Origin of the sequence: Hyalangium minutum (genome assembly GCF_000737315.1) — a bacterium.
In the GTDB taxonomy this organism is placed as follows: Bacteria; Myxococcota; Myxococcia; order Myxococcales; family Myxococcaceae; genus Hyalangium; species Hyalangium minutum.
The window spans coordinates 49632-62701 of sequence record NZ_JMCB01000025.1; the positions used below are offsets into that span (position 1 = coordinate 49632).

A 13070-nucleotide genomic window follows, 5' to 3' on the forward strand; every position below is an offset into this window, starting at 1 on the left:
TGTCTCCTCTGCTCAGGCCCCGCGCCGCACCGGGGGAATGTCTTTCTTCAGCTCTCCAGGCCAGCTGCCTTCCTTCTCGGAGCGGAAGATCTTCCGCCAGGTGCCGTCCTTCGTGAACGCGCCGGGCGGAATCAGCTCGAACGTCTCGTCCGTCTTGGGATGGTGGTAGACCCTGACGCCCTCGATGGGCGTATCCGTGTCCCGCGCCCGCTCTACCTCGCCGCGCAGCCAGAGCTCCTCCAGCTTCTTCACCAGCACCGAGTACTCCTCGGGCGTGGGGGCATCTCCGGGATAGAGCTGCTCGAAGAAGGAGCGCTCGCCGGGGTCCTCCACGCGAGCCCACATCCCTTTGAGCGGAAACTCCGGAGGAATGTAGCGATAGACGATGTCCGTCTCCTTCTCCCGGTACCACTCCTCGGGCGTGGTGTAGGAGAACAGCTTGCCCACGGGAATGCGCTCGACGGTGCCTTTCTCCAGCTCCGCCGCCAGCCGCAGCTGGAACTCTTGCACCTCGTCGAGGGCGTTGAACTCCTTGCCAGAGTGCAGCTTGGAGAGGATGGAGCGCTTGGAAAACAAGCCCACGTGGGTCCGCCTTTCCTACAAGAACACCGTCTTGAGGAAGGCACCCGTCGCGGCGCCCCCCTTCTCCAGCACAGTCTTCGGCACATTGATGAGGATTTGCGTCGCCCCACCCGCGTAGCCCGTACCCTGGCCCGCGACGATGCCCTCGTACACCTTGGTTCCTGCCTTGAGGGTGAAGGAACTCGACTGGGAGGCGGCGTTGCCCCACTCGGGGCGCAGCGCCATGCGGATCTTCCCCTCGAGTCCCAAGGGCCGGGAGCCTCCGGTGACCCAGCGGCCCTGGGGGAAGGCGCCGCCGCCGTGGAGCCGCTCTACCTGCACGTCTTTCGTGAGCACCTTCTCCGTGTACTTGCCATCCTTGAAGGCCTTGGCGTCCTGAGGCGACAGGGGTCCCTTGTCTCCCTGGTACGTCTTGCCCTCCTTCGCCACCGAGGGATCCAGCACCTCCTGGAAGGACTTGCTCTGGCCGCTGCCGCCGGACTCCTTCTTGATCTTGCTGCCCTTGAGCTTGAGCTGCGAGCCGTCGACCGTCAGCTCCTTGGCCCAGATCTTCACCGTGCCGGACTTGTCGATGAGCAGTGCCAGCTCGTCGCCCACCACCACGGCGGCCTCGTCCGCCTTGAACTTCAGCTCCTTCGAGCTGAAGCCTGTCTCCTGCTTCACCTCGGTGAAGGTGTGGCGGCCGGACTCGTCTTTGCGATCCTGGCCCGTGTCCTGGAGCAGCTTGCCTTTGACTTCCTCCTCCACCTCGCCGAGCACATCGCTGCCGCGGTTGCCTCCGACCGTCTCCGACCAGTCGACGCCCACGTCCACCTTCTTCAGTCCGGCGATCTGCTCCAGGCGCGCTCCTCCCACGGCGGTGTTCGACGCCAGCGCCACGTTGATCGAGTAAGCTGCCCCGATGTTGAGCGCCGCCGCGGCCCCCACGTTGAACGCCACGGCCTGCGTGACGTTCAGGGTGTGGGCCATGCCCACGGTGATGCTCTGGGAGCCGTCCACTCCCTCGTCGTGGCTCTCCTTGATCCGGGTGTCGCGGTTCCCTGTCACCGTCAGCGTCTGGTTGCCGTCGATGGCGGAGTCATCCTCGAGCCTCACCGCGAGCGACTGCTGGCCGTGCACCTCGCGAGAGCGATCCTTCTCCACCAGGAGCTGCTCGTTGCCGCGGACGGTCTGCGTCTTGTCGTTGAGCGTCTCGAGGTTCTCGTCCTTCTGCGCGTGGAGGTAGACCTCTTCCTCTCCCGCCGCGTCCTCGATGCGCACCTCGTTGAAGCCGCCGCCGCCCACGCTGGAGTCCGTCCGCTGGGTGCTCTTCGTCTTCTCGCCGGGCAGCGCCACCGGCGGCGGGTTGTTCCCGTTGTAGACGGCGCCCACCACCAGCGGCCGGTCCGGGTTGCCCTCCAGGAACCGGACCACCACCTCCTGTCCCACTCGGGGGATGAAGTTGGCCCCCCAGCCCTCGCCCGCCCAGGCTTGCCCCACGCGCACCCAGCAGGAGCTCTGTTCGTTGCGCTGTCCCTGCCGGTCCCAGTGGAACTGCACCTTGATGCGTCCGTGCGTGTCGGGCTGAGTCTCCTCGCCCGAGGGCCCTACCACCGTGGCCGTCTGGATGCCCGCGATGACGGGTGGCCGCGTGGTGCGCCGGGGACGGTAGGGAATGCCCGAGGGCAGTGTGAGGAACTCGTTGCGATAGGAGCCCTCTACCGGATGCGCGTCCCCCACCATCTCCTGGCGCTGTCCCTCGTGGCGCACGCGGACCAGCAACAGCTCCCCGTTCAGCTCGTCGTCCGGGTGCTCCGCCAGTGCGAAGGTGGCTCCCGGCAGCATCCGGTGGCACGTCCCCGCGCACGCCAGCGTCTTCACGCCGAAGCGCTGCTCCTCCAGTCGCACCTTGCTCAGCCGCTTGCCCTCGCCCGGCTGCACGTAGTCGCCCGGGTAGTCGTAGATCTCCAGGCCCTGGACTTCCTGCGTCTCGTTGACCTGGGTGGTGAGGTCCAGCGTGGGGCGCTCGAAGTCGAAGTCCCGGAGCGCCACCTTGTGGGGGAGCAACCGGTGCGCGAGCGCCACCCGAGTGATGTGCTCGCCCACCGTGGGCGCCTGGCCCGTCTCCGAGCGGAAGAGCAGGGTGGACTCTCCCGCCAGGGGCTCGTGCGCGCTGGCCGAGTCTCCCAGCACCATCACGTGCGAGTCCGGGCCGTGCTCGAAGAAGAAGAAGAGGCCCTCGGACTCCAGCAGCCGGAGCACGAAGTCCAGGTCTGTCTCCCGGTACTGCACGCAGTACTCGCGCTGGGGGTAGCTCCCGGACAGTGCCAGCCGGTGCTCCACGTGCCCGGCCTTGAGCACCTGGGCCACGATGTCCGGCACGGAGAGGTTCTGGAAGATGCGGCTGCGCCTGACATGCCGCAGCTGCCGCAGGGTGGGGGCCATGCGGACGCGGTACTCGGGCCGGCCATGGCGCAGGCCCACGTCCACCACCTCCTCCACCCAGCCGTGGATGAAGCGCTCGGAGCCCTCTGGGGTTCTCACCGAGAGGGCCGCCTGTGTTCCGAGCAGCTCGTGGGTGTCCAGGGGCTCCAGCGCCGTGGGGAAGAACTCGACCTGGAAGTCGAACAGCTCGGACAGTGCCTCGTTACCGCTCAGGCGGGTGACGGTGAGGTCCCCCGCCGCGAGGGGTCCTGCCTGGAGCTCGAAGACCAGCCGATGTTCACGAGCCACTGCTCCCCCCACGTGCCAGCTTCAACTTCAGCACTGCCCGTCGCGCTGGATATCACACCCAGCTTAGAACTGAGCCCAGCCCGGGACGCGCGGGTAGGGGATGGCGTCGCGGATGTTCTGCAGGCCGCAGATGTAGACAATGAGGCGCTCGAAGCCGAGCCCGAAGCCTGCGTGCGGCACCGAGCCATAGCGCCGCAGATCCCGGTACCACTGGTAGTGCTCAGGCTTCAGGCCGAACTTCTCCATGCGCTTGTCCAGCACGTCCAGGCGCTCCTCGCGCTGGCTGCCGCCGATGATCTCTCCGATGCCCGGCGCCAGCACGTCCATCGCCGCCACCGTCTTCCCGTCCTCGTTGATGCGCATGTAGAAGGCCTTGATCTCCTCCGGGTAGTTCATCACCACCACGGGTCGGCCCACGTGCTCCTCGGTGAGGTAGCGCTCGTGCTCGGTCTGGAGGTCCTTGCCCCACTCGGGCGTGTACTCGAACTTCTTCTTGGCCTTCTTCAGGACCTCGATGGCGTCGGTGTAGTGGATGCGCTCGAAGCTGGAGTTGATGAACTTCTCCAGGCGCTCCGTCACGCCCTTCTGCACGCGCTCCTCGAAGAACTTCAGGTCCGGGCCGCACTCGGCCAGCACCGCCTTGAACACGTACTTCAGGAAGCGCTCGGCCAGGTCCGCGTCGTCGTTCAGGTTCGCGAAGGCGATCTCCGGCTCGATCATCCAGAACTCGGCCAGGTGCCGCGTCGTGTTCGAGTTCTCCGCCCGGAAGGTCGGCCCGAACGTGTACACCTTCGACATCGCCAGGCAGTAGGCCTCCACGTTCAGCTGGCCGGACACCGTCAGGTAGGCCTCCTTGCCGAAGAAGTCCTTGTGCCAGTCGATCTTCCCCTCGGGAGTGCGGGGCGGGTTCACCGCATCCAGCGTGGAGACGCGGAACATCTGCCCGGCGCCCTCGGCGTCACTGGCGGTGATGATGGGCGTGTTGACCCAGAAGAAGCCCTCCTCGTGGAAGAAGCGGTGGATGGCTTGCGCCGCCGTGTGGCGCACGCGCGTAATCGCACCGAAGGTGTTGGTGCGCACGCGCAGGTGCGCCACCTCGCGGAGGAACTCCAGCGTGTGCTGCTTGGGCTGGATGGGGTAGGTGTCCGGGTCGTCCACCATGCCCAGCACCTGCACCTCGTCGGCTTGGATTTCGAAGGCCTGGCCCTTGCCCTGCGACTGCACGAGCGTGCCGCGGGCCACCACGGAGCAACCCGCCGTGAGGTGGAGGATCTCCTTCTCGTAGTTGGACAGCGTGTTCGGCGCGACCACCTGGATGGGATCGAACGCGGAACCATCGCTCACGTTGACGAAGCTGATGCCCGCCTTCGAGTCGCGGCGCGTGCGCACCCAGCCGCGGACCTCCACCTTCGAACCTGCGGGCACCGAGCCCGCGAGGGCCTTCTTCACACTGACGACCTGCATGGCGCTCTCCCTTGCTCCAAACCGGGAGAGCGAGTTAGCCGCGCTCGGGCCGAAAGCCAAGAGCGGTGTTGGGGGAGACGTCACCCCCGGGCGCTCAGGCCTCCTTCAGGCGGGCCCAGGCGGCGCGGTAGCGGGCCAGCCGCTCGGTCTCCTTGGGGCCTACCGTCAGCAGCCGCCGCACGTCCATGTTGTCCTCCAGGTCCGCCAGCTTCACGCGGCGCGCCAAAGGGTGGGGGCGGACGCGCTCGATGAAGGCCTCGTACGTCTCGCCCTCCCGCTTCGTCAGGCAGTCCAGCGCGCCGAGCACCTCCTCCGGGTAGCCCAGCTCGCGCAGGCGCTCCAGCGTGTAGGGGGTGTCCTCCACCACGTCGTGGAGGATGGCCGCCATCCGCTCGGCCTCCGTCTCCAGACGCATCATCACCCTCAGAGGGTGGAGGATGTAGGTCTGCCCCGCCTTGTCTCGCTGGCCCCGGTGGGCCTCCACGGCGAGGGCGATGGCGTCTTCCAGGGTGGGCATGGTGGGAATCTCCGGGCGCCAGCATCCCGCGCCGGGCAGCCAGTCACCAGAGGTCCTTCTTGCCACGCAGGGACTTCTTCTGGCCGGTGCGCTTCTTGGTCTCCAGGCGCCGCTTCTGCGAGCCCTTGGAGGGCTTGGTGGCGCGGCGCACCTTGGGCACGAAGGTGAGGGCCTTGAGCCCCTCGCGCAGCCGCTCCAGCGCCACGCCCTTGTTCTGTACCTGGCTGCGGCGCTCGGTGGCGGTGACGGACAGCTCGGTGGGTGGGTGGGTGAGGCGCACGCCGCTGGCCGTGGTGTTGCGGTGCTGGCCACCAGGTCCCGAGGCGATGAAGTACTCCACTTCGCACGCCTTTAGCAGGGCCTCTTCATCGAGCGCGAGGGCTTCCAGGGCGGCCTGACGGCGGATGGGCGAGGTGCTCATGACTGTTCCTAACCTAGCCCCTGGCCGGGCGTTGTGCACCGGGGATGGGGCGGCCTTTCGGGGGCGCATGACCGAGAGGGGTCTGCTTGTCTGACAGGTTTGGGACGGCCTTGCCGGGAAGGCTAGGCTCGCCGCCCGAGCCCGCGCGACGGGGTGCGTCCCAGGCTCTTCTATAAGGAGAGGCCCTTGAGTCAGAGCAGAGCCGGGCGCATGCCGTGGGAGATGGTGGATGTGCTCATTCTCACCGCCCTCCAGGCTGAGTACGACGCCGTGCTGAAGGAAGACGTCGACGCTCTGCCGGGCAGCTCCTGGGAGCGGCGGATGGGGCCGCTGGGCCTGGAAGTCGCGCTTCGCACCTTCCGTGGGCAGGGCGGCGGGACGCTCCGTGTGGCCGTGACCCGTCTCCTCGAGAAGGTCGGCGTGGCCCCTGCGTATGCCGCGGCTCCGCTCGTGCGCGTCTTTTCGCCTCGGTGTCTGGCGATCCGTACTGAGGGCTCCGCGCTTTCCGCGCTCGCGTCCCGGCAAGACATTCCCTACCGGCTGGTGATGAAGGGGACGGTGGAGGGAGCCGACCTGGTTTGGAGCGCCAAAGTGCCTCCGATGCAGCGCCCCCAGGAACTTGTTCCGAGCAGCACGGGAGACCTGGAGGCGCTTCTCGCCCCTGGTACCCGAGCGCCTCCCAAAGATGGAGGGCCCGTGGCGCTGTTGGATGCGCGCCATGCGTCCGTGGACTTCTTCGAGCCGATCCACGCGGAGCTGCTGCAGGACCTCCAGTCCTGGTGCGGCGAGGACGAGCCCGTCAGTGTCCGGCTCTTCCATGGAGCGGCTGGCACCGGCAAGACGCGTCTGTTCATTGAAAGCATCCAGCGGCTGCGTGGCCAGGGCTGGCGAGCGGGGTTTCTGCACGAGGCGGTGGAGCCGGACCACTTCGAGGAACTGCTGGCTGCGGCCTCCGAGCGGCCCACGCTCGTCGTCATCGATCGGGCAGAGAGCCTTCCTCGGCTGGGTGCGCTGCTCCTGTCCGTGGCGCACCGTCGCAAAGCAGGAGGCCCGGGACGCTTCCGACTGGCCCTCATCGCTCGCGAGGCAGGCGGATGGTGGGAGCTGCTTCAGCGGCGCAGCCTCGAGCTGCGGAAGCTCTTGAAGGATCGCTTGCCGACGGAGGTCGCTTCCATCGCTCCCTCGCAGCGCGAGGCGGTCTTCGAGCACGCGGCTCAGCGGTTCGCCTCCCTCCTGGGACGGACGCCTCCGGCCTCCTCGGTGGCAATCTCCGATCCTCGCTTTGATCGGGTGCTCCCCCTTCACATGGCTGCGTTGGCCGCAGTCCTCGGGAAGCCTTTCACGCCAGAGTCTCTGAGCGAGGCGCTTCTGGGCGAAGAGGGGGCATTCTGGGGCTCTCGGGTGGAGGGAGGCGAGCGGCCATTCCAAGAGCTGGTCCTGCGTTCCATCGCTGCGTGGATCCTCACGGGCGGTGCTTCGACCTCGGAGGATGCGCGAGCGCTGCTCCTTCTGCGAAACCTGTACCCAGGGCTCGCTGCGGAAGCTGGGCACTGGGAGCCAGAGCTGCTCGGTGAGGCGCTGGTGTTGAGGGCGCTGCGTCGAGAAGGAGCGTCGGCGGGGGATTGGTTGAAGCGGATCCTTGAAGGCGCGGACGCGCGAGCGGCTCGCACCGCCTTCGAGGTGCTCGGGCGTTTGTCCGCAGAGGCCCCTGAGGCTGGGGAGTGGATCGCGGCGCTGCTTGCGGGTGCTGTCAGCGTGCGGGCCACCGCTGCGCTGGAAGCGGCGAAGGCGATTGGACAGCGCCCCGCTTACGCTGCCTTGGGCCGTGAGCTCGCCAAGGCCCTTGAGCGCGAGGGCACACCCCTGGTGGCGGAGTTGCTCGAAGCGTCCGGGCTCCCGGAGTTCGTGGCACCCCTGCGCGAGGTCTCCGTCTGGGTCAAGACCACGCTGCTGAACCACCTCCCTCCGGGCGAGACTCCGCGCGCACGAATCGAACAAGCGAGGTTCCGTGGCAGCTTGGGCTCATTGCTGGGAATGCTCGGGCGGCGCGAGGAGGCGCTGGGCTTCGTGAAGGAGGCCGTGGAGCACTATCGCCAGCTGGCTGCCGCGCACCCGGAGGTCTTCCGCGTGGACCTTGCCCTGGGACTGACGGACCTGGGCGTCGTGCAGGGCGAGCTTGGCCAGCGTGAGGAGGCCCTGGCAGCCATGCAAGAGGCGGTGTCGATCCGCCGCACCCTCGCGGAGGAGTCCCCGAGGGAGTTCCTCCCCATCCTCGCGGTGAACCTGAATGGCCTCGCCAGGGCTCAGAGCGCCCTGGGTCGCAGGGAGGAGGCCCTGGCCTCCATGCAGGAGGCGGTGAGCCACTACCGCGCGCTCGCCAAGAAGCGCCCGGAGTCCTTCCTCCCCGAGCTGGCCGCGAGCCTCAACAACCTGAGCTCCATGCAGAGCGCCCTGGGCCACAAGGCTGAGTCCCAGTCCTCCATCCATGAGGCCGTGGGCCACTACCGCACGATCGCCAAAAAGCACCCCGAGCCATACCTCCCCGAGCTGGCTGGCAGTCTGACGAACCTCGCCATCGTCCAGGGCGAGCTGGGGCAGCGCGAGGAGGCCCTGGCCCTCGCGCAAGAGTCCGTGGCCCTCTTCCGTCAGCTCATGGAGGCCCGCATCGAGGAGCACCTGCCTCCGTTCGCGACGAGCCTCACCTGCCTCGCGGGCGCTCTGAGCGCGCTGGGCCGCCGGGACGAGGCGCTCTCCTGGATGCTGGAGTCCGTGGCCATCCGCCGCAAGCTGGCCGAGGAGCGTCCCCAGTCGTTCCTCGCGGATCTCGCCATGAGCCTGGTCAATCTCAGCGTTTTCCAGAACGAGCTGGGCCGCCGCGAGGAATCCCTCGCCACGGTGAAGGAGGCCGCCGAGCGCTACCGCAAGCTGGCCCAGGCGTACTCGTCAGCGTACCTCCCCGCCCTGGCCGTCTGTCTGAGCAACCTCGCGGCGGTGCAGAGCTCCCTGGGCCGCAACGCGGAGGCCCTGGCCTCGGTCCAGGAGGCCGTGGAGTATTACCGCCGGCTCGCCAAGGTGATGCCAGCCATGTTCCTCTCGCAGCTCGCCGCGAGCCTCAACACCCTCGGCAGCGTGCAGAGCGGCCTGGAGCTGTGGACCGAGGCCCTGGCCTCCGTGCAGGAGGGCGTGGAGATCCGCCGCCAGCTCGCCCAGGAGCAGCCCCAGGCGGGACTCCCCGAGCTGGCGCTGAGCTTGAGCAACCTGGGCGCGCTGCTGAGCGCCCAGGGCCGAGGAGAGGAGGCCCTCGCCGCGCTCGGAGAGGCCGTGGACATCCGCCGCCGGCTGGCCGCGGAGCACCCGCGGGCCTTCCGCTCCGACTTGGCCACCAGCCTCAACAACCTGGGCACCCTGCAGGGCACCCTGGGCCGTACTGCGGAGGCGCTGGCCTCGGTGCGGGAGGCGGTGGGCATCCGTCGCCTGCTCGCCGAGGAGCACCCCGAGGCCTTTCGTCCGGAGCTGGCCGTGAGCGTCGCCACCTTGAGCCAGGTTCAGAAGGTCCAGGGCCAGGGAGCCGAGGCGCTGGCCTCGCTGCACGAGGCGCTCGACATCATCTGGCCCTTCTTCCTCAAGCTGCCCACCGCCTTCACCGCCTTCACCGGCACCCTCTTTCAGGAGCTCACCACCCTCCATGCGCAGGTGGGCACGGCGCCGCCCGCCTCCTTGAAGGAGCGCCTGGAGACCTGGAGCGTGATGCTGGAGAAGGCCCGTGCCCGGATGCACTGATTTGAGAGGTTTGGTTTCTCAAAATGAGTGCCTGGATGCTGCTGTGAGAACATGAGATTAGTAATTTCAGCTGTTTAGGGTGTGGCAAGGGGCTTGCTTTAGTACAGGTCGTCACGATGGAGAACGGGAGAGCCCGCAACGCCCACCGTGGCAGGGCATCTCACAGGTAGCAGAAAGGAGCACCGTATGATCACCCTTCGACCCTCTGAAGCTCGCGGCCACGCCAACCACGGTTGGCTCGATACCTACCACTCGTTCTCGTTCGCGGATTACTACGACCTGGAGCACATGGGCTTCCGCAGCCTCCGCGTCATCAACGAGGACTACGTGGCGCCGCGCCAGGGCTTCGGCACTCACCCGCACCGGGACATGGAGATCATCACCTACGTGCTCGGCGGGCAGGTGGAGCACAAGGACAGCATGGGCACCACCAGCGTCATCCGCCCGGGCGAGGTGCAGCGCATGAGCGCCGGCACCGGCGTGCTGCACAGCGAGGTGAACCGGTTCGACGAGACCCTGCACATGCTGCAGATCTGGATCCTCCCCGAGCGCCGCGGCCTGACGCCCGGCTACGAGCAGAAGGCGTTCTCCGAGCAGGAGCGCCAGGGGCGGTTCCGCGTGGTGGCCTCGCCGGAAGGGCGTGACGGGTCGGTCGTGGTCCACCAGGACATGACGCTGCACAGCACCTTGCTCGGCAAGGGCGAGAAGGCCGAGTACACGCTGAAGCCCGGCCGGCACGCGTGGATTCAGATTGCCCGGGGCTCGGGCACGCTGAATGGCGTGGCGGTGAAGGCGGGCGATGGCGTGGCCATCTCCGACGAGAGCACCCTGGTGCTCACGGCCGGCGAGCCGGTCGAGGCGCTGCTGTTCGACCTGGCCTGACAGAATGTCCAGGAAGTGCGGAGTGGGCCCGCGGAATAGATCTTTCCGCGGGCCCGCCCGTTTCAGGGGAACACGCACGCGAAACCCGCCTCTTTTCGCCCCCCCTGGAGCCTGTCCATGCCTCTGAACTTCCTCGCGCGGCCTGTCCTGGCCGCCGCGCTCGCCACCGTTGCGCTCGCTGCTCCCCTGGCCTCCGCCGCCGACGTCCCTGCCACGCAGGTGACGGAGCAGCCGAAGCAGGCCCGGCCGCAGATCGAGGTCGTCTTCGTCATCGACACGACGGGCTCCATGAACGGGCTGATCGAGGGCGCCAAGCAGAAGATCTTCTCCATTGCCTCGCGCATCGCCACGGGCAAGCCGACGCCGCAACTCAAGGTGGGCCTGGTGGCCTACCGGGACGAGGGCGACGCGTACGTGACGAAGCGCTTCGACCTGAGCGAGGACCTGGACACGGTCTTCACCCATCTGCGCAAGTTCCAGGCCGATGGCGGCGGTGACACCCCCGAGCACGTGGGCCGCGGGCTGGGCGAGGCCGTGTCGAAGATGTCCTGGAGCGACAACCGCGAGACGATGAAGGTCATCTTCCTGGTCGGCGACGCGCCTCCGGCCGAGCGCGGCGACCAGTGGAACTTCAAGCACTGGGCGAAGCAGGCCAAGGAGCGCCACATCGTGGTGAACACGGTGCGCTGCGGCGCGGATACCGAGACGGCCACCGCATGGCGGTACGTGGCCAAGCTCACGGATGGCACGTTCGACAGCATTGGCCAGGAGGGCGGCATGCTGGCGGTGGCCACGCCGTATGACGCGGAGCTGGCGAAGGTGAACGCGGAGATCGCCTCGAAGACGCTGTACACGGGCTCTGTGGCGGTGCAGGCGGCGAACCGGGACCGTGTGCAGCAGATGGCGGCGCTGGCTCCCGAGGCCGCGGCCGAGCGCATCAGCTACATGAAGAAGGCCCGGTCGGCGGGCTCGGGCAAGGCGGCTCCGGCGGCGAGCAGCGCGCCGGTGGCCGTGGGCGGGGCGGTGGACCTGGTGGAGAAGCCCGAGGCGCTGGCATCCGTGAAGGAGGCTGAGCTGCCCTCCGAGCTGAAGGGGCTGAAGAAGGAGGAGCAGTCGCTGAAGGTGAAGCAGCTCTCTGACGAGCGCAAGGTGCTGGAGGCGAAGGCGGCGAAGCTGGCGGCGGATCGCGACACGTGGCGCGCGAAGAATGTGGCGGAGAAGAAGGACAGCTTCGACGACAACGTGATGAAGAGCGTCCGCACGCAGGCCGCCGGGTATGGTGTGGCCTACTGAGTGCCTCGCTCCCTGGATGGGGGTGTGAGGGCCCGCTGTGAGGGCAGTGGGCTCCAGGAGATGAAGCCGTAGGTCCGGGGCTTGGAGGCATCCCCGCCCGTAGCCTCCGTGAGTATTCCTCCCAGCACCACGCCTCCCGCAGCGGTTGTCACGGCATAGCCGTAGTCGTTCTCGAAAGTCCCATCGTGGTCGGTCCACCGGACGTCCCCAGCGGGGCTGAAGAGCACACCGGCGACGTCATTCTTGCCCTGGCTCTGGAGCTTCCGGTCCGCTCCCAGCTCCAGCGTCGCGGTGAAGTGCCCCACCATCACCACCTCGCCGGACGGAGTGAGGGCGAGCGCGTGTCCCGAGGTCAGGGTGGGGTAGCGGTGCCGCCAGAGCTCCTCGCCTCGCTCGGTGAGGTGCGAGATGAAGCCCTCGAAGCCACCCGCGGAGAAGAGGATCTCACCCGGTTGAGGCTTCACCTCGCCCTGGAAGAGGCCCGTCAGGAACAGGGTGCCGTCGGAGGCGGGGACCACGGACTTCGCCATGTCGAAGTTCGGACCTCCGAAGGCTCGGGACCAGAGACAGCGCCCGTCACCTGAGAATGCGGCCAGGAATGCATCCGAGTCTCCCGCGCTGGTGAGCAGGCCCGCTCCGAAGTCCACCGCACCTGCTGCGGGAGCCGCATTGCTGGAGAAGTGGCCGGTGAGCAGCAAGGTGCCGGAGGGCGCCACCGCGACGTCCCGTCCGATGTCATCCCCCGCGCCGCCGAAGACCTGCGCCCATCGAGGCGTGCCATCCTGGCCCGAGAGCTTCACGAGGAAGAGGTCATTCAGCCCAGCGCTGGTGCGAGGGCCAAAGCCCAGGTCCACCTCGCCGTCGAAGCGCCCCGTGACGAAGACGTCTCCCGCGGAGTCATATGCCGCCGAGCGGCAGTCCGAGCCTCCGGCTCCGCCGAACCTCCGCACCCACTGCACTTGGCCGTCCGCTCCCTTCAGCTTCGCTACGAAGCAGTCGGGGCCCCCTGCTCCAGTCCGTGCGCCCTCCAGGTCCGCTGCTCCCGTGAGATTGCCTGTGACCAGGAGCGAGCCATCGGCTCCCGCCTCGATGGCCTGGCCCAGGTCGTCGCCGGAGCCGCCCCAGCGCCGCACCCAGCGCACCCGTGTGTCTGGTCCCAGCCGGGCCACGAAGACATCCTGCCCGCCAGCGGACAGCAGGCGCTGGTCGCGTAGGAAGGTCTCTCCCTCGAAGGAACCGATGGCGAAGAGGTCTCCGTCCTGAGTCGCGAGCCCGCTGATCTGCGAGCTGCCCGAGCCTCCGAGCTCTACGCGCCACGGAAGTCCTGGAGGAGGAGAGAGGTACTTCGGGGCCGTCGAGCAGCCGCACAGCCCAGCCAGGATGCCTGCCAGCAGAGACGTGAGACGCGAGGGATTCACC

General features: G+C 67.9%; 9 protein-coding genes. 3 read left to right on the forward strand and 6 right to left on the reverse strand.

Going from position 1 to position 13070, the window contains the following annotated elements; all coding sequences use genetic code 11:
• Positions 1 to 12: 12 nt before the first annotated feature.
• From DB31_RS40280 to DB31_RS40300, 5 genes are all read right to left on the reverse strand, one after another.
• Entirely contained in the window at positions 13 to 582 is a 570-nt protein-coding gene (locus DB31_RS40280) for a hypothetical protein (protein ID WP_044198423.1), read from the reverse strand.
• 15 nt (positions 583 to 597) lie between these two features.
• A complete protein-coding gene (locus DB31_RS40285) occupies positions 598 to 3294 on the reverse strand; it encodes a type VI secretion system Vgr family protein (RefSeq protein WP_052420629.1) in 2697 nt (898 codons plus the stop codon).
• Between the two features lie 63 nt (positions 3295 to 3357).
• The gene (gene asnS, locus DB31_RS40290) at positions 3358 to 4758 is read right to left on the reverse strand and encodes an asparagine--tRNA ligase (RefSeq protein WP_044198424.1); all 1401 of its coding nucleotides are present in this window, start codon (positions 4756 to 4758) and stop codon (positions 3358 to 3360) included.
• Positions 4759 to 4852: 94 nt separating this feature from the next.
• Positions 4853 to 5275 (reverse strand): HD domain-containing protein, encoded by a 423-nt coding sequence (locus DB31_RS40295; protein ID WP_044198425.1) that lies wholly within the window; start codon positions 5273 to 5275, stop codon positions 4853 to 4855.
• Between the two features lie 43 nt (positions 5276 to 5318).
• Positions 5319 to 5696: a peptide chain release factor-like protein gene (locus tag DB31_RS40300; RefSeq protein WP_044198426.1), complete on the reverse strand. Its 378-nt coding sequence runs from the start codon at positions 5694 to 5696 to the stop codon at positions 5319 to 5321.
• A 186-nt stretch (positions 5697 to 5882) separates the two neighbouring features.
• Between DB31_RS40300 and DB31_RS40305 the strand changes: the two genes are divergently transcribed.
• The 3 genes from DB31_RS40305 (at position 5883) to DB31_RS40315 (ending at position 11651) form a co-directional block, all read left to right on the forward strand.
• A complete protein-coding gene (locus DB31_RS40305) occupies positions 5883 to 9476 on the forward strand; it encodes a tetratricopeptide repeat protein (RefSeq protein WP_157232399.1) in 3594 nt (1197 codons plus the stop codon).
• Between the two features lie 186 nt (positions 9477 to 9662).
• Positions 9663 to 10358, forward strand: a complete 696-nt coding sequence (locus DB31_RS40310) for a pirin family protein (RefSeq protein ID WP_044198427.1) — start codon at positions 9663 to 9665, stop codon at positions 10356 to 10358.
• A gap of 117 nt (positions 10359 to 10475) precedes the next feature.
• Positions 10476 to 11651 carry a vWA domain-containing protein gene (locus tag DB31_RS40315; protein ID WP_044198428.1) on the forward strand — a complete coding sequence of 392 codons (1176 nt, stop codon included), beginning with the start codon at positions 10476 to 10478 and terminating at the stop codon, positions 11649 to 11651.
• Here the strand turns inward: DB31_RS40315 and DB31_RS40320 are convergent.
• Complete coding sequence (locus DB31_RS40320; protein WP_205628652.1) at positions 11645 to 13069, reverse strand: hypothetical protein; 1425 nt, start codon at positions 13067 to 13069, stop codon at positions 11645 to 11647. The genes DB31_RS40315 and DB31_RS40320 overlap by 7 nt on opposite strands.
• Between the last annotated feature and the right edge of the window lies 1 nt (position 13070).